At 61.0% G+C, this 25,479-nt stretch carries 23 protein-coding genes; 19 read left to right on the top strand and 4 right to left on the bottom strand.

Translation table 11 applies throughout. The features are described 5' to 3' along the window. Positions 1-90 precede the first annotated feature (90 nt). Positions 91-2,052 carry a choline transporter BetT gene (gene betT, locus BM321_RS13840; protein WP_175534929.1) on the bottom strand — a complete coding sequence of 654 codons (1,962 nt, stop codon included), beginning with the start codon at positions 2,050-2,052 and terminating at the stop codon, positions 91-93. 506 nt (positions 2,053-2,558) lie between these two features. Between betT and BM321_RS13845 the strand changes: the two genes are divergently transcribed. The 12 genes from BM321_RS13845 to BM321_RS13900 all read left to right on the top strand — a co-directional run bounded on the left by BM321_RS13845 (position 2,559) and on the right by BM321_RS13900 (position 14,977). After that, entirely contained in the window at positions 2,559-3,551 is a 993-nt protein-coding gene (locus BM321_RS13845; protein WP_092330001.1) for a D-cysteine desulfhydrase, read from the top strand. A 310-nt stretch (positions 3,552-3,861) separates the two neighbouring features. Next, positions 3,862-4,662: a cystine ABC transporter substrate-binding protein gene (gene tcyJ / locus BM321_RS13850; protein WP_092329997.1), complete on the top strand. Its 801-nt coding sequence runs from the start codon at positions 3,862-3,864 to the stop codon at positions 4,660-4,662. Continuing rightward, positions 4,662-5,327 (top strand): cystine ABC transporter permease, encoded by a 666-nt coding sequence (tcyL, locus tag BM321_RS13855; protein WP_163006689.1) that lies wholly within the window; start codon positions 4,662-4,664, stop codon positions 5,325-5,327. Before tcyJ ends, tcyL begins: the two co-directional genes overlap by 1 nt. A gap of 3 nt (positions 5,328-5,330) precedes the next feature. Then, complete coding sequence (tcyN, locus tag BM321_RS13860; RefSeq protein ID WP_092442863.1) at positions 5,331-6,092, top strand: L-cystine ABC transporter ATP-binding protein TcyN; 762 nt, start codon at positions 5,331-5,333, stop codon at positions 6,090-6,092. A 480-nt stretch (positions 6,093-6,572) separates the two neighbouring features. Beyond that, positions 6,573-7,343 (top strand): hypothetical protein, encoded by a 771-nt coding sequence (locus BM321_RS13865; RefSeq protein ID WP_092442864.1) that lies wholly within the window; start codon positions 6,573-6,575, stop codon positions 7,341-7,343. Positions 7,344-7,752: 409 nt separating this feature from the next. After that, complete coding sequence (locus BM321_RS13870; RefSeq protein WP_092442865.1) at positions 7,753-8,994, top strand: SfnB family sulfur acquisition oxidoreductase; 1,242 nt, start codon at positions 7,753-7,755, stop codon at positions 8,992-8,994. Between the two features lie 23 nt (positions 8,995-9,017). Continuing rightward, positions 9,018-10,211 carry an SfnB family sulfur acquisition oxidoreductase gene (locus BM321_RS13875; protein WP_092329982.1) on the top strand — a complete coding sequence of 398 codons (1,194 nt, stop codon included), beginning with the start codon at positions 9,018-9,020 and terminating at the stop codon, positions 10,209-10,211. Further along, on the top strand, positions 10,211-11,593 hold the full coding sequence (locus BM321_RS13880; protein ID WP_092442866.1) for an LLM class flavin-dependent oxidoreductase: 1,383 nt from the start codon (positions 10,211-10,213) through the stop codon (positions 11,591-11,593). The genes BM321_RS13875 and BM321_RS13880 overlap by 1 nt, the downstream gene beginning before the upstream one ends. 14 nt (positions 11,594-11,607) lie before the next feature. Continuing rightward, the gene (locus BM321_RS13885) at positions 11,608-12,417 is read left to right on the top strand and encodes a MetQ/NlpA family ABC transporter substrate-binding protein (protein ID WP_092442867.1); all 810 of its coding nucleotides are present in this window, start codon (positions 11,608-11,610) and stop codon (positions 12,415-12,417) included. Position 12,418: 1 nt separating this feature from the next. Then, the gene (locus tag BM321_RS13890; RefSeq protein WP_092442868.1) at positions 12,419-13,543 is read left to right on the top strand and encodes a methionine ABC transporter ATP-binding protein; all 1,125 of its coding nucleotides are present in this window, start codon (positions 12,419-12,421) and stop codon (positions 13,541-13,543) included. After that, positions 13,533-14,177, top strand: coding sequence for a methionine ABC transporter permease (locus BM321_RS13895; protein WP_025211262.1), 645 nt, complete (start codon positions 13,533-13,535; stop codon positions 14,175-14,177). Before BM321_RS13890 ends, BM321_RS13895 begins: the two co-directional genes overlap by 11 nt. A 170-nt stretch (positions 14,178-14,347) precedes the next feature. Then, on the top strand, positions 14,348-14,977 hold the full coding sequence (locus BM321_RS13900) for a class I SAM-dependent methyltransferase (RefSeq protein WP_092329956.1): 630 nt from the start codon (positions 14,348-14,350) through the stop codon (positions 14,975-14,977). A 146-nt stretch (positions 14,978-15,123) separates the two neighbouring features. Here BM321_RS13900 and BM321_RS13905 read toward each other — a convergent pair whose 3' ends face one another. Beyond that, entirely contained in the window at positions 15,124-15,690 is a 567-nt protein-coding gene (locus BM321_RS13905) for a transporter substrate-binding domain-containing protein (protein ID WP_092442869.1), read from the bottom strand. Between the two features lie 133 nt (positions 15,691-15,823). Between BM321_RS13905 and BM321_RS13910 the strand changes: the two genes are divergently transcribed. Further along, a complete protein-coding gene (locus BM321_RS13910) occupies positions 15,824-16,249 on the top strand; it encodes a DUF4399 domain-containing protein (protein WP_092442876.1) in 426 nt (141 codons plus the stop codon). A gap of 209 nt (positions 16,250-16,458) precedes the next feature. Here BM321_RS13910 and serA read toward each other — a convergent pair whose 3' ends face one another. Beyond that, a complete protein-coding gene (serA, locus tag BM321_RS13915; protein ID WP_092442870.1) occupies positions 16,459-17,688 on the bottom strand; it encodes a phosphoglycerate dehydrogenase in 1,230 nt (409 codons plus the stop codon). A gap of 205 nt (positions 17,689-17,893) precedes the next feature. Here serA and BM321_RS13925 point away from each other — a divergent pair, with 205 nt between their 5' ends. From BM321_RS13925 to BM321_RS13940, 4 genes are all read left to right on the top strand, one after another. Continuing rightward, a complete protein-coding gene (locus BM321_RS13925) occupies positions 17,894-19,288 on the top strand; it encodes an FAD-binding oxidoreductase (RefSeq protein WP_092442871.1) in 1,395 nt (464 codons plus the stop codon). A 41-nt stretch (positions 19,289-19,329) separates the two neighbouring features. Further along, entirely contained in the window at positions 19,330-19,995 is a 666-nt protein-coding gene (locus tag BM321_RS13930; protein WP_060739697.1) for a fumarylacetoacetate hydrolase family protein, read from the top strand. 233 nt (positions 19,996-20,228) lie between these two features. Beyond that, positions 20,229-21,161, top strand: a complete 933-nt coding sequence (locus BM321_RS13935) for an SdiA-regulated domain-containing protein (RefSeq protein WP_092442872.1) — start codon at positions 20,229-20,231, stop codon at positions 21,159-21,161. 121 nt (positions 21,162-21,282) lie between these two features. Beyond that, positions 21,283-22,197 (top strand): SdiA-regulated domain-containing protein, encoded by a 915-nt coding sequence (locus BM321_RS13940; protein WP_092442873.1) that lies wholly within the window; start codon positions 21,283-21,285, stop codon positions 22,195-22,197. 141 nt (positions 22,198-22,338) lie between these two features. On the opposite strand, the gene rpiA is transcribed toward BM321_RS13940, so the two are convergent. After that, on the bottom strand, positions 22,339-23,013 hold the full coding sequence (gene rpiA / locus BM321_RS13945) for a ribose-5-phosphate isomerase RpiA (protein ID WP_092201324.1): 675 nt from the start codon (positions 23,011-23,013) through the stop codon (positions 22,339-22,341). A gap of 159 nt (positions 23,014-23,172) precedes the next feature. On the opposite strand from rpiA, the gene ilvA reads away from it, so the two are divergent. Both ilvA and BM321_RS13955 read left to right on the top strand, forming a co-directional pair. Next, positions 23,173-24,687: a threonine ammonia-lyase, biosynthetic gene (ilvA, locus tag BM321_RS13950; protein WP_092201326.1), complete on the top strand. Its 1,515-nt coding sequence runs from the start codon at positions 23,173-23,175 to the stop codon at positions 24,685-24,687. A gap of 47 nt (positions 24,688-24,734) precedes the next feature. Continuing rightward, complete coding sequence (locus tag BM321_RS13955) at positions 24,735-25,160, top strand: DUF2269 family protein (RefSeq protein ID WP_092442874.1); 426 nt, start codon at positions 24,735-24,737, stop codon at positions 25,158-25,160. The last annotated feature ends 319 nt before the right edge of the window (positions 25,161-25,479 follow it).

Here is a 25,479-nt window from a genome sequence, read left to right on the forward strand (position 1 = left end):
CGGCAGCCCTCCAAGAAGGAATCACTGCCCCTGTGGGAGCGAGCTTGCTCGCGATGAGGCCGGTTAAAGATGGAAAACCTACGGCCTCGCTCAGCGCACCAAATGCAGGAACTGCAGGTGCCGCTCGTACTGGTCGAGGATGTCGTTGATGATTTGCTCCTTGGTGTAGCCCACCAGGTCGTAATCCTGGCTGCCTTCGCTCAAGTGCACCTCGGCACGGTAGTAGCGCCGGTTGTTGAGCTGCTTCGAGCCCATGCCGCCGCGGGCGAAGGACGGCGTGAAGTAGCCACGCATCTGCACCTGGTAAATGAACGGATGCTGCTCGCCGTGACCGATCTCCAGGCTGACGCTGTCGTTGGCCGGGTCGGGCTGGGTCACCACCGTCAGCCCTTTCTCGACGAACACCGCGGTCACTTCTTCAATGGCCGGGCGCACCGTGGTGTCGAGGAAACGGTACACCTCGTCACGGGACGGAAAATGCACCGCCTGGCTCAAGCGCTGACGCCAGCCGCCCGTGCCCCGGCGCGCTCCCGATACCGGCGCCAAGGAATGCAATTGCGCGATCTGCTTCTGGGACTCCAGATAAAACGCCTTGTGCAGACCCCACATCATCAACAGCAGAATCAGTGAGAACGGCAAGGACGTCAGCACCACCGCCGACTTCAGGGCATCGATGCTGCCGGAGAACAACAACGCGCTGGTCACCAGGGCCGTCATCGCGCCCCAGAACACCCGCAGCCATTTCGGCCCATCCTCATCGGGATTGCCACCCTTGGCTGACAGCGTCGAAAGCACCACGGTGCCCGAGTCAGCGGACGTGACGAAGAACACGAAGCTGATGAACACGGTGACCGCGATGACAGTCTTGCTCCAAGGGTAGGTTTCCAACAGCAGGTAAAGGCTCATCGACGGGTTGTCCAGGGCGGACATGCCCAGGGCACTCATGCCGTGGTTCAGCACCTGGTCGATGGCGCTGTTGCCGAAGATGGACATCCACGCCAGGGTGAAGCCCAGGGGAATCAGCAGCACGCCGAACACGAACTCACGAATGGTCCGACCACGGGAAATCCGCGCGATGAACAGCCCCACGAAGGGCGACCAGGCGATCCACCAGGCCCAGTAGAACACCGTCCAACCGCCCAGCCATTCGCTGGGCTCGTTGTAGGCGTACAGGTCGAAACTCTTCATCGGCAGGGCACCGAGGTAATCGCCGATGTTCTGGATCAAGGTATTGAGCAAATGCTGGGTGGGCCCGGCGAACAACACGAACAGCAACAACGCACAGGCCAGCAGCATGTTGATGTCGGACATGACCCGCACACCCTTGTCGACACCGGCCACGGCGACGATGATCGCCGCGCCCATCATCAGCACAATCAGGCCGACCTGGATCCACTGGGTGTGGGCGACGCCAAACAGGTAATCGAGCCCGGAATTGAGGTGCAACACCCCAAAGCCCATGTCCGCACCGAGGCCGAACACCGTCGCGATGATGCCGAAGCCGTCCACCGCATAGCCGATGGGGCCGTTGATGCGCTTGCCGATCAGCGGGTACAGCGCCGAACGCAGGGCCAGCGGCAGATTGTGCCGGTAGGCGAAATACGCCAGGGCCATGCCGACGAACGCAAAGACACCCCAGCCGTGCAGGCCCCAATGCAAGAACAGGATCTGCATGGCCTGGCGCGCTGCCTCGGCGGTACCGGCCTCACCCTGGGGCGGCTGCACCAAATGGGTCAGCGGTTCGGAGACGCAGAAGAAAAACAGCGTGATGCTGATGCCGGCGGCGAACAACATGCCGGCCCAGGACAAATAGCTGAACTCGGGCTCGTCGTGGTCGGCACCGAGCTTGATCTTGCCGTAGCCGGACAAGGCGGTGACCACCACGAAGACCAGATACAGCGTCATCGCGAGCATGTAGTACCAGCCGACCGTATTGGCCGCCCAGTTCTGCGCGGCCAGCAACCAGGCGCCGGCCTGGGCGGGCATGGCAATCACCACCAGGCCGAACAACAGGATGAAGGTCGCGGCGAAGTAAAACACCGGCGGATTCATGCGGACCAGGCCGCTGGGTGGCAGGGACGAAGCACTCATGGACGAGGGCCCCCGGGCAACGAAACAGCGAGGGGCGAAAACGGACTCGGCAAAAGCAAGCCTCCTTATTGTGAGCGGGCAGCAAACCGACGGTTTAACTTGAATGAACGTTCAAGTTAAACATGAATAGGCAGCTAAGGACTAATCGCAGGGCTCAACGGCATGCTTCCTACGCTAGCCTACGGGAGGGTATGACGTTGCCTGGTGAACATTCGTTCAGTGACTAAGCCATATACACAGCCCCCTGTGGGAGCGAGCTTGCTCGCGATGGCGGTATGTCAGTAAATACAGAGGCCAACTGAACCACCGCTGTCGCGAGCAAGCTCGCTCCCACAGGTTTTTCGGCGCTCACACATCATTCGTGCTTCCTATCCCGCGCCGGTTTACTTCCAGACAAATGATTGCCGGTTGCCCACGAATATTCGCGTGCCTATAGTCCAGACATCGCCTACAACCAGTACGGACCCATGATCAAAGAACAGTTGTCTCGCTTTAACCGTCTCGACCTACTCAGCCATCCGACGCCGCTGGAAAAACTCGACCGCCTCTCCACCTGGCTCGGCCGGGACATCTATATCAAGCGCGACGACCTGACGCCCCTGGCCCTGGGCGGCAACAAACTGCGCAAGCTCGAATACCTGGCCGCCGATGCCATCGCCCAAGGCGCCGATACCCTCATCACCGCCGGGGCGATCCAGTCCAACCACGTACGCCAGACCGCCGCCCTGGCCGCGAAGCTGGGCCTGGGTTGCGTGGCCTTGCTGGAAAACCCCATCGGCACCGAAGACAGCAATTACCTGGGCAACGGCAACCGGCTGCTGCTGGAGCTGTTCGACGCCAAGGTCGAACTGGTGGAAAACCTGGACAACGCCGACGAGCAATTACAGGCCCTCGCCGGGCGCCTGCGCAGCAATGGGAAAAAGCCCTACCTGGTGCCGATTGGCGGTTCGAACGCCTTGGGCGCGCTGGGGTATGTGCGCGCCGGCCTGGAACTGGCCGAGCAGATCAAGGACAGCGGAATCGAGTTCGCTGCCGTGGTACTGGCCTCGGGCAGTGCCGGGACCCACAGCGGCCTGGCGCTGGCGTTGAGTGAAAACCTGCCGGCGCTTCCGGTCATTGGCGTCACCGTTTCCCGCAGCGAGGAAGACCAGTTTCCGAAGGTCCAGGGCCTGGCCGAGCGCACGGCAGCGTTGCTCGAAGTCGCCCTTCCGGAAGCGTTCAAAGTGATCCTGTGGGACGAATATTTCGCCCCCCGCTACGGCGAACCGAACGCCGGGACACTGGCGGCGGTCAAGCTGCTGGCCAGCCAGGAAGGCCTGTTGCTTGATCCGGTCTACACCGGCAAGGCCATGGCCGGCCTGCTCGATGGCATTGGCCGCGACCGTTTCGACGAAGGCCCGATCATCTTCCTGCACACCGGTGGCGCACCGGCGTTGTTTGCCTATAACGCAGTCTTCTGAAGATGTGGAAACCCTCAAATGTGGGAGCGAGCTTGCTCGCGATGAGGGTGTGTCAGCTGATTGGAATTGGGCTGATCCACTGCTATCGCGAGCAAGCTCGCTCCCACAGGATGTCATTCCAAACAGGAATATATGGTTGATTTAATATTATTTTCCAATCTATAAAAGCCAACTTATAGTCTCGCCGCAGGCGCATTTGCCGCGAGACGCCCAGGTTGCTTTAAGGCAGGATGTGGCAACCTTTTCGAATCGCGGCTACGTCTTATCTCAGCCAAAATAACCTCTTCATAAGAAAACACAGGGGCTTGTCATGAATTTTTCCGCATTACGTCGCAACCTGTTGGTCGGCTCGCTGGGCCTGGCATTGAGCGCCGGGCTGCTGGGGCAAGCGGTTGCCGGTGAGCAACTGCAGAAAATCAAGGATGCCGGTGAAATCAAGATCGGCCTGGAAGGCACTTATCCACCGTTCAGCTTCGTCGATGACAGCGGCAAACTGACCGGCTTCGAAGTGGAGTTCTCCGAAGCCCTGGCCAAGGAACTGGGTGTGAAGGTCAAGCTGCAGACGACCCCATGGGCCGGCATCCTCGCGGCGTTGGAATCCAAGCGCCTGGACGCAGTGGTCAACCAAGTGACCATCTCCGAGGAACGTAAGAAAAAGTACGACTTCTCTGAGCCATACACCATTTCCGGGATTCAAGCGCTGGTACTGACCAAAAAAGCCAACGAGTTGAACATCAAGAAGGCCGCAGACCTGGACGGTAAAAAAGTCGGCGTGGGCTTGGGCACCAACTACGAACAGTGGGTAAAAGCTGAAGTACCGGGCGCCCAAGTCAAAACCTACGATGACGACCCAACCAAGTTCCAGGACCTGCGCGTCGGCCGTATCGATACCATTCTGATCGACCGCCTGGCCGCGCTGGAATACGCCAAGAAAGCCAAGGACACCACCGTCACCAGCGAGGCCTTTTCGCGCCAGGAAGCCGGTATCGCCCTGCGCAAAGGCGAGCCTGAGCTGTTGGCAGCCGTGAACAAGGCCATCGAGAAACTGCGCGCCGACGGTACGCTGAAGAAGCTATCGGAAAAATACTTCAGCGCTGACGTCACGAAATAATGGAAGCAGCTCTTCAACTCGCACTGGACTCCGCGCCCTTTTTGCTCAAGGGCGCGTACTACACGGTCATCCTCAGCCTGGGCGGCATGTTTTTCGGCCTGCTGCTGGGGTTCGGCCTGGCGCTGATGCGCCTGTCGCGCTTCAAGCTGGTGAACTGGATCGCCCGCATCTACGTGTCGTTCTTTCGTGGCACGCCGTTGCTGGTGCAGTTGTTCGTGATCTATTACGGGTTGCCGCAACTGGGCATCGAGCTGGATCCGCTGCCTGCGGCCTTGATCGGTTTCTCGCTGAACATGGCTGCCTATGCGTGTGAAATCCTGCGGGCTGCCATCAGCTCCATCGAGCGCGGCCAGTGGGAAGCGGCGGCGAGTATCGGCATGACCCGCGCCCAGACCCTGCGTCGGGCCATCCTGCCGCAAGCCGCACGCACGGCCCTGCCACCGTTGGGCAACAGCTTCATTTCCCTGGTCAAGGACACCGCGCTGGCGGCAACCATCCAGGTGCCGGAGCTGTTCCGCCAGGCGCAGTTGATCACCGCGCGAACCTTCGAAATCTTCACCATGTACCTTGCCGCCGCGCTGATCTATTGGGTTCTTGCCACCGTGCTCTCGCACCTGCAGAACGTCCTGGAAGCCCGGGTCAATCGGCATGACCAGGAGTCCTGACCCATGATTGTCGTGGAAAAACTGACAAAGCAGTTCAAGGGTCAGGTGGTGCTCAACGGCATCGACCTGAAGATCGAAGAAGGCGAGGTGGTTGCGATCATCGGCCCCAGCGGCTCGGGCAAGACGACGTTCCTGCGTTGCCTGAACTTCCTCGAAGAGCCTACCAGTGGCCGGATCAAGGTCGGCGACATCGAAATCGACGGCAGTCGCCCGCTGAACCAGCAACAAGGCCTGGTGCGCCGTTTGCGCCAGCAGGTGGGCTTCGTGTTCCAGAACTTCAACCTGTTTCCCCACCGCACCGCCTTGGAAAATGTCACCGAAGGCCCGCAGGTGGTGAAGAAGATGCCCCGCGCCGACGCCGAAGCCTTGGGACGCAAGCTGTTGGCCAAGGTCGGGCTGGCCGGCAAGGAAAACGCCTACCCACGGCGCCTTTCCGGCGGCCAGCAACAGCGCGTTGCGATTGCCCGGGCGTTGGCGATGGAACCGGCGGTGATCCTGTTCGACGAGCCGACCTCGGCCCTCGATCCGGAACTGGTGGGCGAGGTCCTGGCGACCATTCGCGGTCTGGCTGAAGAAAAGCGCACCATGGTCATCGTGACCCACGAAATGGGCTTCGCCCGGGACGTGGCCAACCGCGTGGTGTTTTTCGACAAAGGCGTGATCGTCGAACAAGGCGAAGCCAAGGCCTTGTTTGCAGCCCCCAAGGAAGAACGCACGCGACAGTTCCTCAACAAGTTCCTCTCTGCCGGACACGGCGGCCAGTAAATCAGTGTTATCACTTCCAGGGATGGAAGTGAGACCGTTGCACAAGTTACACGACACAACTTGCAATTACCCCTTACTAAAGCCTCCGTTTTTATATAGGAAGTAACCTATATATAACTCTCGCAACACTTACCCACCGCGCGCCTCACAAACTTAGTTGTCAGATGCAGTTTCCAGCCCTTTTCGAAAAAACCAACGAGCCTAGGAAATTGGCCTGCCGCGCCGCGCATTCTTAACATGTGCACGTAGGATGTTTCTGAAGCCTTTCACAATGAGTTATTAAGCAACCGGCTCTATTGACACTGAAACTGTAGAGCCCTTATCTAGTGCCCGACAGGCGACGCACCGTATTTTAGTTTTGCGCAGTGACTAAGCGCAGACGGACCCTATGGCTACCCCTATAACACCTATATCGCGATGGTCCATCGCCTTTTGATCTTCCCGAAACGGACTTAGTTTTCAAGCCTCAAGGAGAACACCATGACATGTAAGTCGAAGAGTCCTGAATTGGCCGCCCCCACCCTGGCCAATGCCCATCCTGTTGGCATCAATATTGCCAACGCCGCTCACTTGGAAGTAGTCATTGCACCTTATCCCGACATGGACGCCGGTGACCTGATCGAACTGTTCTGGGACAACTGCTACGTCGGCTCGCGCGTGCTGTCCCAGGCCGATGTACTGGGCAACATCACGATGCGGGTCCCGGAGAGCTTCATCGTCAATGGGACCTCGCGCATCCATTATCGGGTGATGCAGGTCGGACGAGGGCCGGCGCTGTCGGCCAAGCAACAGGTGCTGGTGAAGCTCGATTGTCCCGGCGGCCAACCGTTGGCCCTGAGCGGCGATGAAAACCAGGGCTTGGCGCCGGTGCGCATTCCCACCGCCATCCGGCGCCACGGGGTGAATCCGAGCCAGGTCAAGCGCGGCGTACCGCTGACCATCGAACCCTACCTGAACATGGCCGTCGGCGATGCCGTGACCCTGCGCTGGGGCGATGTGCGCATGGACCTGCCTGCGCTCACCGCCAGCGAAGTCGGCCAACCGATCAATATCTGGGTCCCGCCGCAGATCATCCTGGAGGCGGGAGAAGACCTGCGCCTGGAAGTGACCTACTGCATCCTCGACCGCGTGGGCAACAACTCCCATTGGGCACCGCCACGGACGTTGAAGATCGGTTGCGCCAATCCGTACCTGAACACTTCACCGAAACTGGCGCTCATGGCTGCCGAAACGCGCCGCCGAGAGCCATGATGCAAACAGTTAGCCTGCTTTTGTGGCGAGGGCGCTTGCTCCCGTTGGGCTGTGGGAGCAAAGCTTGCTCGCGAAACAGGCGCCTCGATTCTGCAAGACCGCATCGCGTTCATCGCGGGCAAGCCTTGCTCCCACATAGCGGCGGCAAGCGCCCTCGCCACAAAAAGCTGCTTCAGCCAGGGGAGCATACGGGCATCAATTTAAAACCAACCTATCCATATTCCTAAAAGTTAGTTCAAAAATAATTTACACACGCTTAGGGTATATAAACCGGACCACCGGACATTCTTGATTTTTGCTCGCCGCCTTCACTGCGGCGTTTCTTGAGATGTGAGGTGGGTATGGAACGCAACACAATCGCCCCAGTGCAGTATGCCAAGGCACTGCCCGCAGCCACGGAGTGGCTGTAATGTCGGATCTGGCGCAAGCAAAGGTCCAGAGCGACCTGGACATCGCCCCCCTGCTGTTGCCCGCACAGGTGCTGCGCAACGATGCCGAGGCGATCAAAGCCGCCCATGAACTGGCACAGGTCGCCCGTCAGCAAGCCGCGCGTCGTGACCAGCAACGCAAGCTGCCTTGGGCGGAAATCGAGCAATTCACCCGTAGCGGACTGGGCAGCATCGCCGTTCCCCGGGCCTACGGCGGCCCGCAGGTTTCGTTCGTCACCCTGGCCGACGTGTTCGCAATCATTTCCGCCGCCGACCCGGCCCTGGGGCAGATCCCCCAGAACCAGTTCGGCGTGCTCCAGCTGATTCTCGGTACCGGTACCGAACGGCAAAAAAAAATCCTGCTGCAGAGCGTGCTCGAAGGCTGGCGCATCGGCAATGCCGGGCCCGAACGTGGCACTCGCAACACCCTTGAACTCAAGGCGCGGATCACCGCCGACGGTGACGGCTTCGTCATCAATGGCCAGAAGTTCTATTCCACTGGCGCACTGTTCGCCCACTGGGTCGCGGTCAAGGCGCTGAATGACGAGGGCCGGCAAGTGCTGGCGTTCGTGCGGCGCGGCACCCCTGGCCTGCGGATCGTCGACGATTGGTCGGGCTTCGGCCAACGCACCACGGCCAGCGGCACCGTGCTGCTGAACAATGTGCGGGTGGATGCCGACCTGGTACTGGAAAACTGGCGCATCAACGAAACGCCCGGCGTGCAAGGGGCGATTTCCCAACTGATCCAGGCCGCCATCGATGCGGGCATTGCTCGTGGCGCCATCGACGATGCCATCGCCTTCGTGCGCGAACGGGCCCGGCCCTGGATCGACGCCAAGGTCGACCGGGCCAGTGATGACCTCTACGTGATCGCCGACATCGGCAAGCTGAAAATCGAGTTGCACGCCGCCGAAGCGTTGCTGCGCAAGGCCGGACACGTATTGGACCAAGTCAGTGCCGCCCCCATCACGGCGCAATCGTCCGCCCGCGCCTCGATTGCCGTGGCCGAAGCCAAGGCACTCACCACCGAGATCGCCCTGCAAGCCAGCGAAAAACTGTTCGAGCTGGCCGGCAGCCGCGCCACCCTCGCCGAATTCAATCTTGATCGCCACTGGCGCAACGCACGGGTCCACACCCTGCACGACCCGGTGCGCTGGAAGTATCACGCGGTAGGCGCCTACCACCTGAACGGCACCTTGCCGGCCCGGCATTCCTGGATCTGACGACCCGACCTCTGGAGCAGTACATGACGTTTTCTCAACACGTCGCGGTGATCACCAGCGATGAACAAGCCCTGATCGTGGCCAGCGACCTGGCCGATGACTTCCAGCGCGACAGTGCCCTGCGCGATCGCGAGCGGCGCCTGCCGTACCCGGAGCTGGAGGTCTTCTCCCGTTCTGGCCTGTGGGGCATCAGTGTACCCAAGGCCTATGGCGGCGCCGGTGTGTCCAACGTTACCCTGGCCAAAGTCATTGCGCTGATTTCCCAGGCCGACGGCTCGCTGGGGCAGATTCCGCAAAACCATTTCTACGCCCTGGAGGTGCTGCGGGTAAACGGCACTGAAGCGCAAAAACAACGCCTGTACGCCGAAGTGCTCGCCGGTCAGCGTTTTGGTAACGCCTTGGCCGAACTTGGCACCAAGACTGCCCATGACCGCACCACCCAACTGCGCCGCGACGGCGAGGGCTATCGCATCAACGGCCGCAAGTTCTACGCCACGGGGGCGATCTACGCCCAGCGCATCCCCACGTCGGTGGTGGATGAAAACGGCGTGCAACAACTGGCGTTCGTCCCTCGCGACAGCAAAGGCCTGACGGTGATCGACGACTGGAGCGGTTTCGGCCAGCGCACCACGGGCAGTGGTTCGGTGGTGTTTGAAAACGTGTATGTCGCCGACGACGACATCGTGCCCTTCCAAAGTGCTTTCGAACGTCCCACACCGGTGGGGCCACTGGCGCAGATTCTTCACGCCGCTATCGACACCGGCATCGCCCGTGCCGCCTATGAAGACGCCTTGCATTTTGTCCGCACTAAAACCCGTCCCTGGATCGATGCCACCAGCGACGTCGCCACCGAAGACCCGCACACCCTCAAGAGTTTCGGCCAACTGAGCATCCGCCTGCATGCCGCCGAAGCCCTGTTGGAACGCGCCGGCGAATTCCTCGACCGGGCCCAGGCCGACACCCGGGCCGACACGGTCGCCGCCGCCTCGATTGCCGTGGCCGAAGCCCGTGCCATCAGCACCGAAATATCCCTGGCCGCCAGCAGCACGCTGTTCGAATTGGCCGGCAGCCAGGCGACCCTGGCCGAACACGGCCTCGACCGTCACTGGCGCAACGCCCGGGTGCACACCCTGCATGACCCGGTGCGCTGGAAATACCACGCCGTGGGCAACTTCTACCTCAACGACGAAAAACCGCCGCTGCGGGGGACCATCTGATGGCGGCCGGAAAGAAAAAGATCCTGCTCAACGCGTTCAACATGAACTGCATCGGGCACATCAACCATGGCCTGTGGACTCATCCCCAGGACACGTCGACTCAGTTCAACACCCTCGAATACTGGACCGCCCTGGCGCAATTGCTCGAGCGCGGGTTGTTCGACGGGCTGTTCATCGCCGACATCGTCGGGGTCTATGACGTGTATCAACAGTCGGTGGACGTCACGCTCAAGGAGTCGATCCAACTGCCGGTCAATGACCCATTGCTGCTGGTCTCCGCGATGGCCGCCGTGACGAAAAACCTGGGCTTCGGCCTTACCGCCAACCTGACCTACGAACCGCCCTACCTGTTTGCCCGACGCATGAGCACCCTCGACCACCTGAGTCGCGGCCGGGTCGGTTGGAACATCGTCACCGGCTACCTGGACAGCGCCGCCAAGGCCATGGGCCTGACGGCACAAGTGGAGCATGACCGCCGCTACGACCAGGCCGACGAATACCTGCAAGTGCTCTACAAACTGTGGGAGGGCAGCTGGGAAAACGACGCCGTGCTCAACGACCGCGAGCAGCGGATCTATGCCCAACCGGAGAAAGTGCACAAGGTCCGCCACCAGGGCGAGTTCTACCAGGTCGAGGGCTATCACCTGTGCGAACCGTCGCCCCAACGTACCCCGGTGCTGTTCCAGGCCGGCAGTTCCGAGCGTGGCTTGCTGTTCGCCGGGCGGCACGCCGAGTGCGTGTTCATCAGCGGCCAGAACAAACCGGCGACCAAGGCCCAGGTGGACAAGGTCCGCGCCAGTGCCATCGAAGCCGGGCGCAACCCCGGGGACATCAAGGTATTCATGGGCCTGAACGTGATTGTCGGCGAAACCGAGGCGGCCGCCTGGGCCAAGCATGCCGAGTACCTGAGCTACGCCAGCGCCGAGGCCGGGGTAGCGCATTTTGCCGCGTCGACGGGGATCGATTTTTCCCAGTACGAACTCGACGAGCCGATCCAGTACGTCAAGAGCAACGCCATCCAGTCGGCTACCAAGACCCTGCAGAACAACGACTGGACCCGGCGCAAATTGTTGCAGCAACACGCCTTGGGCGGTCGCTACATCACGGTGGTGGGCTCGCCCGAACAGGTGGCCGATGAGCTGGAGTCGTGGATTGCCGAAACCGGCCTCGATGGCTTCAACCTGACGCGCATCGTGACGCCGCAAAGCTATGTGGACTTCATTGACCTGGTGATCCCCGAGTTGCAGCGACGCGGCTCGTACAAGACCGGATACGACACCGGCACCCTGCGGGAGAAGCTGTTCCGCGCAGAGGCCCATTTGCCCGAACAACACACCGGTTCGACCTACCGCCAAAAAGCCCATGGCTCAATTAATCAATGACTGGAATATCCGACATGACCCAGCAATTCCTGACCCTGCCAGTCAAAGCACTGGCCCTGGCCCTCGGCCTGTTCAGTTCGGCGCTGTTTGCCGCCGACGCACCGTTGAAGATCGGCACCACCGCCGCGTTCGCCATTCCCCTGGAAGCAGCGGCTGAAGAAGCCGGCAAGCAAGGCCTGAAGGTCGAACTGGTGGAGTTCAGCGACTGGATCGCGCCCAACGTCAGCCTGGCTTCCGGTGACATCGACGTGAATTACTTCCAGCACATCCCGTTCCTGGAAAACGCCAAGGCCGCCGCCGGGTTCGACCTGGTGCCGTTTGCGCCGGGGATCATCAACAACGTCGGCCTCTATTCGAAAAAATACAAAAGCTTCGACGAACTGCCCGAAGGCGCCAGCGTCGCCATCGCCAACGACCCGATCAACAGCGGTCGCGGCCTGCAACTGCTGGCCAAGGCCGGGCTGATCAGCCTCAAGCCGGGCGTCGGCTACAAGGCCACCGAAGACGACATCGTCGCCAACCCGAAGAAACTCAAGATCCTGCAAGTCGAAGCGGTGCAACTGGTGCGCGCCTATGAAGACGCCGACCTGGTGCAGGGTTATCCGGCCTACATCCGCCTGGCCAAGACCTTCGATGCCAGCTCGGCCTTGCTGTTCGACGGCCTCGATCACAAGGAATACGTGATCCAGTTCGTGATCCAGCCCAAGAGCCAGAACGATCCACGGCTGATCAAGTTCGTCGACATCTACCAGCACTCGCCAGTCGTGCGCGCCGCCCTGGACAAGGCCCACGGCAAGCTCTACCAAGCCGGTTGGGAAGGCTGACATGAACGCCGTCAACGCGCGACTCCGCGACGCAGCCCCCGCGCCGCAAAGCGCCGACCAGACTGAACTGCATCCAGAGCTGAACCGCGCCCACGTGCGCTTCATCGGCCTGGGCAAGACCTACAACGGCAGCCAGGGCCCGGTGGCGGCGCTGCAGGGCATCGACCTGGCGATCCAGCACGGCGAAGTGTTCGGCATCATCGGCCGCAGCGGTGCCGGCAAGTCTTCGCTGATCCGCACCATCAACCGGCTCGAACAACCCACCAGTGGCCGGGTTTTGATCGACCGGGTGGACATCGGCGAGTTCGATGAAGACCGCCTGGTGGAGTTGCGTCGGCGCATCGGCATGATCTTCCAGCACTTCAACCTGATGTCGGCCAAGACCGTCTGGCAGAACGTCGAACTGCCGCTCAAAGTCGCCGGAGTGCCCAAGGAGCAGCGCCAGCGCAAAGTCCGCGAACTATTGGAACTGGTGGGTCTGCACGGCAAGCACAAGACCTACCCGGCGCAGCTTTCGGGTGGGCAGAAGCAGCGGGTCGGGATTGCCCGGGCGCTGGTGCATGACCCGCAGATCCTGTTGTGCGACGAAGCCACCTCGGCCCTGGACCCGGAGACCACTCAGTCGATTCTCGGCCTGCTGCGCGAGATCAACCAGCGGCTGGGCCTGACCATCGTCTTGATCACCCATGAAATGGCAGTGATTCGCGAAGTCTGCGACCGGGTGGTGGTGCTTGAGCAGGGACGGATCGTCGAGCAGGGACCGGTCTGGGAAGTCTTCGGCAACCCGCAACACGAGGTCAGCCGGACGCTGCTGGCGCCGTTGCAACACGCCATCCCGCAAGAGCTGCAAAGTCGCTTGCAGGCGCTGCCGGCGTCGGCGGACGCGGCTACGGTGCTGCGCCTGCAATTCACCGGCGTAGATCGCGAGGAACCGGATCTTGCCGCCTTGTTCAGCGCCCTCGGTGGGCGGGTGCGCTTGCTGCACGGCGGCATTGAACGGATTCAGGGCCACGGGCTGGGGCAATTGCTGCTGGCCGTGAGCGGTTCGTCGTGGGGCGCCGAGGAACTGCGTCAACGGGCGGGCAATTGGGCGCAACGGGTGGAGGTGCTGGGTTATGTGGTTTGATCGGTTGTTGCAGGGTTTCATCGACACGTTCCTGATGGTCGGCGTGTCGTCGTTGATCGCGTTGCTGGCGGGCATACCGCTGGCGGTGATCCTGGTCACCAGCGGCAAGGGCGGGATCTATGAAGCGCCGGCCTTGAACCGGGCCCTGGGCGCGTTCGTGAACCTGTTCCGCTCGATACCGTTCCTGATTCTGATGGTGGCGCTGATTCCGTTCACCCGGTTGATCGTCGGCACCACCTATGGCGTGTGGGCCGCGGTCGTCCCGCTGACCATCGCCGCCACGCCGTTCTTCGCCCGTATCGCCGAAGTCAGCCTGCGGGAAGTCGACCATGGCCTGATCGAAGCGGCCCAGGCCATGGGCTGCCGCCGCTGGCACATCGTCTGGCATGTGCTGCTGCCTGAAGCCCTGCCGGGCATCGTCGGCGGTTTCACCATCACGCTGGTGACCATGATCAACTCCTCGGCCATGGCCGGGGCAATCGGTGCCGGTGGCCTGGGCGACATCGCCTACCGCTATGGCTACCAGCGTTTCGACAGCCAGATCATGCTCACGGTGATCGTGTTGCTGGTGGCGTTGGTCGCTGTGATCCAATTGGGTGGTGACCGCCTGGCGCGGGGCTTGAACAAGCGCTGACGGGAGGAAGCAGTTGACCTGTGGGAGCAAAGCTTGCTCGCGAACAGGCGACACGGTTTCAACTTCACTACCGTGTCATCGTTCATCGCGAGCAAGCTTTGCTTCCACAGGGGGTGACCCGTGGATGTGCGGTATAGTCAGCCCAACGTTTCCCACCCAAGCCAATACCCATGAAGCACACCGCCGACGACCTGCACGCCATCACCGCCACGACCCTGAGCCATTACAACGCCGTGGCAGAAAGCTTTCGCGAGGGCACCCGCGACCATGATGTCAGCCAGAACATCGACGCCTTGCTGCGCCATATCCAGGGCCAGGCACCGCTGCACATCCTGGATTTCGGCTGCGGCCCGGGGCGCGACCTGCGCACCTTCACGGCCATGGGCCATGTCGCGGTCGGCCTCGACGGTTCAGAGGCATTTGCCCGCATGGCACGCCAGGACAGCGGTTGTGAGGTGTGGCAGCAGGACTTCCTGGAACTCGATCTGCCAGCCGAACGCTTTGACGGGATTTTCGCCAACGCGGTGCTGTTCCATGTCCCCGTCCAGGAACTGCCTCGGGTACTTAAGCAACTGCACACCACGCTCAAGCCCGGCGGCGTGCTGTTCAGCTCGAACCCTCGGGGCGAAAACCAGGAAGGCTGGAACGGCCAGCGCTTCGGCGCTTATCACGACCTCGAGGCCTGGCGCACATTGCTCACGCAAGCGGGCTTTGTCGAGCTGGAGCATTATTACCGGCCGGCGGGGCTGCCGCGGGAGCAACAGCCTTGGTTGGCGAGTGTCTGGCGCAGGCCTGCTTAGGATTCGAGGACGCCATCGCGAGCAAGCTCGCTCCCACACTCGATCAGTTGTGAACTCAGTATCGGTGGGCAACACAGCTCCATTGTGGGAGCGAGCTTGCTCGCGATAGCGGTCGCTTGATGGCTTGCCTCATCGCCTGGAAGCTTTCACTCCTGTTTCTTCAGCCACTTCTGCGACAACTGCTCCAGCCTCCCGTCATCCTTGATACGCGTCAGGGCGTTATCCAGGCTGGCCTTGAACGCCGGGTTGCCCTTCTGGAACGGAATCACCAGGCTCGGCGGCGGGCCGCTCTTCTCTTCCGGCTGGAACGACTGCGCCATGACCAACGGACGCTGCGGTTCCTCCTTGCTCGCCAGCAGTTGTGCATCCGGACGGCTGTAAGCGGCACTGAGGTCGAAACGTTCCGCCAGTTCCGGGGTCATTGCTATGTGGTTGATGGCAACGTCGTACTTGCCAGCCTCCACACCGGACAGTAGATCCCCGGCATCGGTGACCACGAAATCGGGCCGTACATCGAGCTCCGCCGCGAGCATTTCACCCAGTTCCACTTCGAAGCCGGTGAGTTTGCCGTCTTCCTTGAAGTTGAAGGGCGCGGTGTTGGCCTCGAGGGCAATGCGCAGTTCACCACGGTCATTGATGTCATCGATCAGTTCGGCATGAGCCAGGGGGCTCAAAAGGGGTAGCAGGCAAATCAGGCCAGGCAGAAAACGCATGGTCACTCCTTTGTATTTATACAAGCGACGCTCGTTTCATGCTCGCTTTGCTATGGTTGTTGCAGGCTTCGACAACGATTGGTCATGAAGTTGTGATGGCCAGGCGGATTTCATGGAAAAACTGGAGAAAAAAATGAAAAGCGTTATGTCTCGTGCCGCGTTGGCCGGTCTGTTATTGGGCGCTTCGATGCTGGCAAGCGCCGCGACACCGGCGCCTAAAGGTGCTGAAGTGTTCATCGTTTCCCCGGAAGACGGTGCGACGGTCGCCCAGGAATTCACGGTCAAGTTCGGCGTCAAGGACATTGCCCTGGCCCCCGCCGGCGATGTGACCAAGAACACGGGCCATCACCATTTGCTGATCGATGTCGACAAGCTGCCTGCGGCCGGCGCGCCGATTCCGACCGACGCCAACCACATGCACTTCGGCAAGGCACAGACCCAGGCCACCATCAAACTGGCCCCGGGCAAGCACACCTTGCAATTGATCCTGGGCGACAGCGGCCACATGCCATTCAAGCCGTCGATCGTGTCCAAGAAGATCACTGTCAACGTGAAATAAACGCATGACTGGCTGACATAACACAAACCTGTGGGAGCGAGCTTGCTCGCGATAGCGGTGTGTCAGTGGATAGATCGACCAACTGGGTCGACGCTATCGCGAGCAAGCTCGCTCCCACAGGTCACGTGCTCGACAAAAAAACGGGAGCCCTTGCGAGGCTCCCGTTTTTTATTGCACGCCAAACTCGGCAAGCGGCTGGATACTGCGCCTTAGAACAACACGCGGCAACGAATCGTGCCATTGATGTGCTGCAGCTTCTCTTGCGCCAGGTCCGAGTATTCGGCGTCGACGTCGATTACGACGTAGCCGACTTTCTCGTTGGTCTGCAGGAACTGACCGGAAATGTTGATGCCGTTTTCGGCGAAGACCTTGTTGATCTCGCTCATCACACCCGGGATGTTCTCGTGGATGTGCAGCAGGCGATGCTTGCCAGGGTGTGCCGGCAAGGCCACTTCCGGGAAGTTCACCGACGATACCGACGTACCGTTGTCGCTGTACTTGACCAGCTTCTCCGCCACTTCCAGGCCGATGTTGGCTTGGGCTTCAGCGGTGGAACCACCGATGTGCGGGGTCAGGATCACGTTGTCCAGGCCACGCAGCGGGCTTTCGAAGACGTCGTCGTTGGAGCGTGGCTCCACCGGGAACACGTCGATGGCCGCGCCGATCAGGTGCTTGTCCTTGATCGCTTCGGCCAGGGCGTCGAGCTTGACCACGGTGCCACGCGCGGCGTTGATCAGGATCCCGCCCTTCTTGATGGCACGGATTTCCTTCTCACCGATCATCCACTGGGTGGCGGCGGTTTCCGGCACGTGCAGGGTCACGATGTCGGACATGCCCAGCAGCTCGTGCAAGTCGTTGACCTGGGTGGCGTTGCCCAGGGGCAACTTGGTCACGGTGTCGTAGAAGAACACTTGCATGCCCAGGCCTTCAGCCAGTACCGACAACTGCGTGCCGATCGAGCCGTAGCCGACGATACCCAGCTTCTTGCCGCGGATTTCGAAGGAGTTGGCCGCGCTCTTGATCCAACCACCACGGTGGCAGGAAGCGTTCTTCTCCGGGATGCCGCGCAGCAGCAGGATCGCTTCGGCCAGTACCAGTTCGGCGACGGAGCGGGTGTTGGAGTACGGCGCGTTGAACACCGCGATACCGCGCTCGCGAGCCGCGTTGAGGTCAACCTGGTTGGTGCCGATGCAGAAGCAGCCGACCGCCACCAGTTTCTTGGCGTGGTCGAAGATCTCTTCGGTCAGTTGAGTACGGGAGCGAATGCCGATGAAGTGAGCATCGGCGATCTTTTCCTTGAGCTGGGCTTCCGGCAGAGAACTGGTGATGTACTCGATGCTGGTGTAGCCCGCCGACTTGAGGACGTCGACAGCCGATTGGTGGACGCCTTCGAGAAGAAGGAACTTGATCTTGCTCTTATCGAGAGAAGTCTTGCTCATCTGCGTAAACCTGTGTCCCGGAGAAAAATGGCAGGGAATCGGACAGCGCATGCTGGCCCGACCGGCGTGACAGCCGTCGCCGCAGAACAGCCGTTGGGCACTACGCTGCGGGGTCGGTATGCTAGCATACGCACCCCGCTAAACACTCATTCCTGCGACGTGAAGCGTTCTCAGGATGACCATGAATTGTTCGAGAGTTCTATCGATGACCCATCCTGCCGTGATAGATGAGCTGAAGACCCTGGTTGAGCCTGGCAAGGTCTTGACCGATGCCGACTCCCTGAACGCTTACGGCAAGGATTGGACCAAGCATTTCGCCCCGGCGCCGACCGCCATCGTCTTTCCCAAGACCACCGAGCAGGTCCAGGCCATCGTGCGCTGGGCCAACGCGCACAAGGTCGCGCTGGTGCCATCGGGCGGGCGTACCGGGCTGTCCGCCGCGGCCGTGGCCGCCAATGGCGAAGTGGTGGTGTCGTTCGACTACATGAACCAGATTCTCGACGTGAACCTGACCGACCGTACTGCCGTGTGCCAGCCCGGCGTGGTCACCGAACAGCTGCAGAACAAGGCTGAGGAACATGGCCTGTACTACCCGGTGGACTTCGCCTCGGCAGGTTCCAGCCAGATTGGCGGCAATATCGGCACCAATGCCGGCGGTATCAAGGTCATTCGCTACGGCATGACCCGCAACTGGGTGGCGGGCATGAAGGTCGTCACCGGCAAGGGCGACCTGCTGGAGCTGAACAAGGACCTGATCAAGAACGCCACCGGCTACGACTTGCGACAACTGTTCATCGGCGCAGAGGGCACCCTGGGCTTCGTGGTCGAGGCCACCATGCGCCTGGACCGTGCGCCGAAAAACCTCACCGCCATGGTGCTCGGCACCCCGGACTTCGACTCGATCATGCCGGTGCTGCACGCTTTCCAAGGCAAGCTGGACCTGACCGCCTTCGAATTCTTCTCCGACAAGGCCCTGGCCAAGGTCCTCGGTCGTGGTGACGTTCCGGCGCCGTTCGAAACCGACTGCCCGTTCTACGCCCTGCTGGAATTCGAAGCCACCACCGAAGAGGTCGCCAACCACGCCCTGGAGACCTTCGAGCACTGCGTGGAACAAGGCTGGGTACTGGATGGCGTGATGAGCCAGAGCGAAACCCAACTGCAGAACCTGTGGAAATTGCGCGAGTACATCTCCGAAACCATTTCCCACTGGACGCCCTACAAGAACGACATTTCGGTGACTGTCTCGAAAGTCCCGGCCTTCTTGCGGGAGATCGACGCGATCGTCGGCGAACACTACCCGGATTTCGAAATCGTCTGGTTCGGTCACATTGGCGACGGCAACCTGCACTTGAACATCCTCAAGCCGGAAAACCTCGGCAAGGACGAGTTCTTCGCCAAGTGCGCGACCGTGAACAAATGGGTCTTTGAAACCGTCGAGAAGTACAACGGCTCGATTTCCGCCGAACACGGCGTGGGCATGACCAAGCGCGACTACCTGACCTATAGTCGTTCGCCGGTAGAAATCGAATACATGAAAGCCGTGAAGGCTGTCTTCGACCCGAACGGCATCATGAACCCGGGCAAGATTTTCGCGATTTGATACCTAAAACACCTGATGAACCCCAGAAGCAGGAGTCGGTAATGAGCTATCAGCACCAGTATGTCGACGGTACACGTATTCATTTCCCGGTGGGGAAAGTGGTGTGCATTGGCCGTAACTACGCCGAACATGCAAAGGAACTGGACAACCCGGTACCCACCGAACCCTTGCTGTTCATCAAGCCGGGCAGTTGTGTGGTGCCACTGGAGGGCGGCTTCAGCATTCCCGCCGACCGTGGCTCGGTGCACTATGAGGCGGAAATCGCCGTACTGATCGGCAAGCCGCTGTCCACCAAGCCCAGCGCTGAAGAAGTACTGGACGCGATCTCCGGCTTCGCCCCGGCCCTGGACCTGACCCTGCGGGACAAACAGGCCGAGCTCAAGGCCAAGGGCCTGCCTTGGGAGGTTGCCAAGTCCTTTGACGGCGCGGCGGTGATTGCCCCATTTGTTTCGAACGCCACGTTTGCCGACCTGACCGACATTCCCGTGCGCCTGACCATCAACGGTGAAGTGCGCCAGGACGGCAACAGCAGCCTGATGCTCAACCCCATCGTGCCGATGATCCAATACATGGCCGGTTGCTTCTCGCTGCAGGCCGGCGACGTGATTCTTACCGGCACTCCGGCGGGCGTCGGGCCGCTGAACGCGGGCGATGAGCTGATCCTGGAACTGCCAGGGACGAGCCGCTTCGAAAGCAGCGTTCGCTAACGGCCAACCTTTGCCCCCCGTGTGGGAGCGAGCTTGCTCGCGATAGCGGTGTGTCAGCCAACATTCGACGTTGAAGGTGATGGCCTCATCGCGAGCAAGCTCGCTCCCACAGGTATGTATGGCGCATCTGCGATCATTTACCGTTTTTTTCACATGCCATCCGGATAATTCCGGGGAATGCGGCATCTGAGCCAGCCACTCCCCTAGCCGAATTTTCTGGAACGCATTTCCCGATGGCCAAAACCCAAGCACTGCCTGTCGCCAAACCTGTCCGCCGTTCGCGCTTCGCCCTGCCCTGGTATGCCTGGTCGCTGCTGGCGGTGGGCGCAGCCTATGGCCTGGCGGTTGCGATGCATTGGGACGACCGCGGCCTGCTTTGGCTATCGGAGCACTTCCAGAGCCCGGCCCAGCGCCAGGAAAGCATCTGGTTGCCGGACTACCACGCCGTGATCGACGCCAAGCCGCTACCGGGCATGGAGAAGGACGAGGCGTCCGATGTGGCCTACAACCCACAGACCAAGACCCTGTTCGCGGTCATGGGCAAGAACCCGTTCCTGGTGGAACTGACCCTGCAGGGCGACGTGCTGCGCAAGATGCCTTTGGTGGGCTGGAACAACCCTGAAGGCGTGACGTGCATGACCAATGGCCTGTTGGCGATTACCGACGAGCGCAATCACATGCTGTCGATCGTCCAGGTGGACGCCAACACCCGCGAACTGAACAGCACTGACTTTCCTCACTATGACCTGGGCGCCTCGCAGAACCAGAACAAAGGGTTCGAAGCCATCGCCTGGGACCCGCGCAACCAGCAACTGGTGCTCGGCGAAGAACGCCCCCCAGCCTTGTTCACCTGGAAAAGCGACGGCAGCCAACTGCTCAAGGGCGACAAGCAGATCCACGTCAGCAATGAACTGGACCTGCGCAACCTCTCGGCATTGGCGATCGACCCACGCACCGGCCATACACTGGTGCTTTCGGCCGACTCCCACCTGCTGCTGGAACTGGACGAAAAAGGCGAGCAAGTCAGCTTCATGACCTTGCTGGGGGGCTTCAACGGCCTGAAGGACACGATCCCGCGCGCCGAAGGCGTCACCGTCGACGACGCCGGCAACCTGTACGTGGTCAGCGAACCGAATCTGTTCTATCGTTTCGAAAAGCAGCGCTGACAGCGCTAACTCTGTAGGATAAGTTCCCTTTCGTTGTAGGGTGTGGCACACCGCCATTAAGTTTCAGTTCAGGCAACCGTGGTATTTCCACCCACCTGTTCTCATCCGAGCCCACCCCAACATGCGTCGACTCGCCCGTCCCAAACCCTTGATCCTGATATTACTGACGCTGTCGCTGATCCTCCTGATCGCCGTCGGTCAACACCTGCGCCTGTTCGAGCGCGCCTGGTTCAACCTCAACACCTATTGGAAACCCACCAGCGAAGAGACCATCGCCCTGGACCGATACCGGGTCACGGTGGAGGCGCAGGTGATCGACGGCCTGAACGATAACGTTTCCGCGCTGACGTTCGATCCGGTCCGCAAGAGCCTGTTTACCGTGACCAATAAAAATGCCGAGCTGATCGAACTGTCGCTGGACGGCAAGATTTTGCGGCGCATCGCCCTGATCGGCTTTGGCGATCCGGAGGCGGTTGAATTCATCAGCGAAGACACTTACGTCATCACTGACGAACGCCAGCAGCGCCTGATCAAGATTCACCTGGAGGACAACACCCAATTCCTCGACGCCGCCGACGCCGAGCAAATGACCCTCGGCGTACACATGAGCGGCAACAAGGGGTTCGAAGGGCTGGCCTACGATTCGGTGGGCAAACGCCTGTTCGTGGCCAAGGAACGCGACCCGATGCTGATTTATGAAGTGCATGGGTTTCCCCACCACAATCCGGAAAAGTCCTACGCGATCCATGTGATCAACAACCCCAAGCGCGATGCCGGGCTGTTCGTGCGCGACCTTTCAAGCCTGCAATACGATGAACGCAGCGGCCACTTGCTGGCGCTGTCCGATGAATCGCGGCTGATTATCGAATTGGATATCGACGGCCGGCCGTTGAGCACGCTGTCGTTGAGCAAGGGTAGCCAGGGCCTGCAAAAAACCGTGCCCCAGGCCGAAGGCCTGGCCATGGACGACGATGGCAACCTGTACCTGGTGAGCGAGCCGAATCTGTTCTATGTGTTCAAGAAGCCACAGCCCTGATGCACCACAAAACCTAATGTGGGAGCGAGCTTGCTCGCGATGGCGATGTGTCAGCCAACATCAATGTGTCGGATAGACCGCTATCGCGAGCAAGCTCGCTCCCACAGGGACTGCTTCACTCAAAAGAGCTATTTCGCCAGCTTACTCAGCCCGCAGGGTCTTCACCCCTTCAGCGGTTCCCAGCAACAGCACATCCGCCGGACGCGCCGCGAACAAACCATTGGTGACCACGCCAACGATGGCGTTGATCTGGCTTTCCAGCGCCACCGGGTTGGTGATCTGCAGGTTGTGCACATCCAGGATGATATTGCCGTTATCGGTGAGCACGCCTTCGCGGTACACCGGGTCGCCGCCCAGCTTCACCAGTTGCCGGGCCACGTGGCTGCGGGCCATGGGAATGACTTCCACCGGCAATGGGAATGCGCCGAGCACGGGCACCAGTTTGCTGGCATCGGCGATGCAGATGAAGGTCTTGGCCACTGCCGCGACGATCTTTTCGCGAGTCAAGGCCGCGCCGCCGCCCTTGATCAGGTTCAGGTGCGCGTCGCTTTCGTCGGCGCCGTCGATGTAGAACTCCAGGTCGCTGACGGTGTTGAGCTCGTATACCGGGATCCCGTGGCCCTTGAGGCGCGCGGCAGTCGCTTCGGAGCTGGCGACCGCGCCATCGAACGCGCCCTTGTGTTGCGCCAGCGCATCGATGAAGCAATTGGCCGTGGAGCCGGTGCCGACCCCGACGACGCTCTTGTCATCCAGTTTCGGAAGGATGAGGTCGACGGCGGCCTGGGCCACGGCCTGTTTGAGTTGATCCTGGGTCATGCGGGCTCCGAAGGTGCCGAGAGGGAACGAAAGGCCGGCATTATAGGCGCCGCAAGGGCCTCGGTCATCGCCTGATTGAACACAGATCCCTGTGGTCGCCCGGCCAAAAGCCGGGTTAGACTCCCTGGTCCTGCCCAACCCGCTCAGTGATGCTTTCCGATGCTTGAACAGTACGTCAAAAAGATCCTCACCTCGCGCGTTTACGACGTTGCCGTAGAAACCCCGCTGCAGACCGCTCGCCAGCTCTCCGAGCGGCTGGGCAACAGCATCTTGCTCAAGCGTGAAGACTTGCAGCCGGTGTTCTCGTTCAAGATTCGCGGGGCCTACAACAAGCTGACCCAGCTCAGCGACGAAGAACGCGCCCGCGGCGTGGTCACGGCTTCGGCGGGCAACCACGCCCAGGGCCTGGCCCTGGCGGCCAAGGTGCTGGGGGTCAAGGCGACCATCGTGATGCCCAAGACCACGCCGGAAATCAAGGTCGAAGGCGTGCGCTCCCGTGGCGGCAAAGTGGTGCTGCACGGCGACTCGTTCCCCGAAGCCCTGGCCTACTCGCTGAAACTGGTGGACGAAAAGGGCTACGTCTACATCCACCCGTATGACGACCCCCACACCATTGCCGGGCAGGGCACGGTGGCGATGGAGATCCTGCGCCAGCACCCTGGGCGCCTGGATGCGATTTTCGTCCCGGTGGGCGGTGGCGGACTGATTGCCGGGATCGCGGCCTACGTGAAATACCTGCGCCCGGACATCAAGATCATCGGCGTCGAACCGGACGACTCCAATTGCCTGCAAGCGGCCATGGCCGCGGGCGAGCGCGTGGTGCTACCGACCGTGGGGCTGTTCGCCGACGGCGTTGCCGTGGCGCAGATCGGCCAGCACACCTTTGATATCTGCAAGCATCATGTGGACGAAGTGATCACTGTCAGTACCGACGAGATCTGCGCCGCCATCAAGGATATCTACGACGATACCCGCTCGATCACCGAACCTGCCGGCGCCCTGGGCGTGGCCGGGATCAAGAAATACGTCGAGTCACGGGGCATCGGCGGCCAGACCCTGGTGGCCATCGACTCCGGTGCCAACGTCAACTTCGACCGCTTGCGCCACGTCGCCGAGCGCGCCGAGCTGGGCGAAGGCCGCGAAGCGATCATCGCCGTGACCATCCCCGAGAAGCCGGGCAGCTTCAAGGCGTTCTGCGAAGCCGTCGGCAAGCGCCAGATCACCGAATTCAACTATCGCTACAACACCGGCAGTGAAGCGCACATTTTCGTCGGCGTGCAGACCCACCCGGAAAACGACCCGCGCAGCGCGCTGATCGCCAGCCTGACCGAACAAGGCTTCCCGGTGCTGGACCTGACCGACAATGAGCTGGCCAAGTTGCATATCCGCCACATGGTCGGCGGCCATGCGGCCCATGTCATCGATGAAGTGGTGCTGCGCTTCGAATTCCCGGAGCGCCCGGGCGCGCTGTTCAACTTCCTCAACAAGCTGGGTGGGCGCTGGAATATCTCGATGTTCCACTACCGCAACCATGGCGCGGCGGACGGTCGCGTGGTCGCGGGGCTGCAAGTGCCTCACGATGAACGCCACCTGGTCCCCGCCGCCCTGGAAGAAATCGGCTATCCGTACTGGGATGAAAGTGACAACCCGGCGTATCAGCTGTTCCTGGGGTGAACCCTACAGAGGCTAAGCTGTTGAGCAAGCCATAAGGAAATCGAACGATGGAAACGTTAACCGCGCTGAAAATCGCTCACGTCGTCGCCACGGTGTTGCTGTTGGCAGGCGCCCTGGGGCTGGCCGCCTGGGTCTGGCGCACGCGACGCAACGGCGATGCCACGGCGGCCGCGCGCACGCTGCAACGGCCGCGACTGTTCATCTGGCTGGTGATGATCCTGGCACTGGCGAGCCTGCCCTTCACCGGCTGGTGGATGGTTCATCAAGTCGGCTGGCCACTGGGCCAGACCTGGCTGCTGGCTTCCAGCGTGCTCTACACCTTGGCGGCGCTGGCGGGGTTCTGGCTGGTGGTGCGGCTGAACACATTGCGCAAGGCGCAGGGAGGCAGCGGGAAGTTCACCTTTGCCCTGGCGCTGTTCAGTGTTGTCTGCTTTGTCGCCATTGCGGGGTTGATGGGGGCCAAGCCGGTTTAAGGTCTTGGACCGTGTCGCTTTCATCGCGAGCAAGCTCGCTTGTATGGTAGGACTTGAAGGGGGGAGGAGGGACAAAGCTCGATTCTGACTGTTAGCCGCAGTACAGACCGTGGGAGATTTCACCCCTCCTCCTTTCACCCAAGCGCCGATAAAGAATGCATCTGGCCTAGACCGACGATAGGAACAAGCCTGCGCCTCTGGGTGAACCCTTCAAGTGTTCAAACCTTAGCCCGGAGGATTTTCAATGGCAATGCCGGTTTCTGTCGCAAAGCCGATCGTGGGTGTTGATGTCGCCAAAGATGAGTTGGTGATTTATCAC

It is taken from the genome of Pseudomonas sp. NFIX10 (assembly GCF_900111955.1).
GTDB classification, from domain to species: Bacteria; Pseudomonadota; Gammaproteobacteria; order Pseudomonadales; family Pseudomonadaceae; genus Aquipseudomonas; species Aquipseudomonas fluorescens_AA.

Coding starts and splice junctions, on each gene's coding strand:
- BM321_RS13925 (WP_092442871.1), top strand. CDS start 17,894: ATGACCCATCCTGCCGTGATAGATGAGCTGAAGACCCTGGTTGAGCCT.
- BM321_RS13890 (WP_092442868.1), top strand. CDS start 12,419: ATGAACGCCGTCAACGCGCGACTCCGCGACGCAGCCCCCGCGCCGCAA.
- BM321_RS13885 (WP_092442867.1), top strand. CDS start 11,608: ATGACCCAGCAATTCCTGACCCTGCCAGTCAAAGCACTGGCCCTGGCC.
- serA (WP_092442870.1), bottom strand. CDS start 17,688: ATGAGCAAGACTTCTCTCGATAAGAGCAAGATCAAGTTCCTTCTTCTC.
- BM321_RS13895 (WP_025211262.1), top strand. CDS start 13,533: ATGTGGTTTGATCGGTTGTTGCAGGGTTTCATCGACACGTTCCTGATG.
- tcyJ (WP_092329997.1), top strand. CDS start 3,862: ATGAATTTTTCCGCATTACGTCGCAACCTGTTGGTCGGCTCGCTGGGC.
- tcyL (WP_163006689.1), top strand. CDS start 4,662: ATGGAAGCAGCTCTTCAACTCGCACTGGACTCCGCGCCCTTTTTGCTC.
- BM321_RS13905 (WP_092442869.1), bottom strand. CDS start 15,690: ATGCGTTTTCTGCCTGGCCTGATTTGCCTGCTACCCCTTTTGAGCCCC.
- BM321_RS13910 (WP_092442876.1), top strand. CDS start 15,824: ATGAAAAGCGTTATGTCTCGTGCCGCGTTGGCCGGTCTGTTATTGGGC.
- BM321_RS13955 (WP_092442874.1), top strand. CDS start 24,735: ATGGAAACGTTAACCGCGCTGAAAATCGCTCACGTCGTCGCCACGGTG.
- rpiA (WP_092201324.1), bottom strand. CDS start 23,013: ATGACCCAGGATCAACTCAAACAGGCCGTGGCCCAGGCCGCCGTCGAC.
- BM321_RS13930 (WP_060739697.1), top strand. CDS start 19,330: ATGAGCTATCAGCACCAGTATGTCGACGGTACACGTATTCATTTCCCG.
- BM321_RS13900 (WP_092329956.1), top strand. CDS start 14,348: ATGAAGCACACCGCCGACGACCTGCACGCCATCACCGCCACGACCCTG.
- BM321_RS13875 (WP_092329982.1), top strand. CDS start 9,018: ATGACGTTTTCTCAACACGTCGCGGTGATCACCAGCGATGAACAAGCC.
- BM321_RS13870 (WP_092442865.1), top strand. CDS start 7,753: ATGTCGGATCTGGCGCAAGCAAAGGTCCAGAGCGACCTGGACATCGCC.
- tcyN (WP_092442863.1), top strand. CDS start 5,331: ATGATTGTCGTGGAAAAACTGACAAAGCAGTTCAAGGGTCAGGTGGTG.
- BM321_RS13880 (WP_092442866.1), top strand. CDS start 10,211: ATGGCGGCCGGAAAGAAAAAGATCCTGCTCAACGCGTTCAACATGAAC.
- ilvA (WP_092201326.1), top strand. CDS start 23,173: ATGCTTGAACAGTACGTCAAAAAGATCCTCACCTCGCGCGTTTACGAC.
- betT (WP_175534929.1), bottom strand. CDS start 2,052: ATGAATCCGCCGGTGTTTTACTTCGCCGCGACCTTCATCCTGTTGTTC.
- BM321_RS13845 (WP_092330001.1), top strand. CDS start 2,559: ATGATCAAAGAACAGTTGTCTCGCTTTAACCGTCTCGACCTACTCAGC.
- BM321_RS13865 (WP_092442864.1), top strand. CDS start 6,573: ATGACATGTAAGTCGAAGAGTCCTGAATTGGCCGCCCCCACCCTGGCC.
- BM321_RS13935 (WP_092442872.1), top strand. CDS start 20,229: ATGGCCAAAACCCAAGCACTGCCTGTCGCCAAACCTGTCCGCCGTTCG.
- BM321_RS13940 (WP_092442873.1), top strand. CDS start 21,283: ATGCGTCGACTCGCCCGTCCCAAACCCTTGATCCTGATATTACTGACG.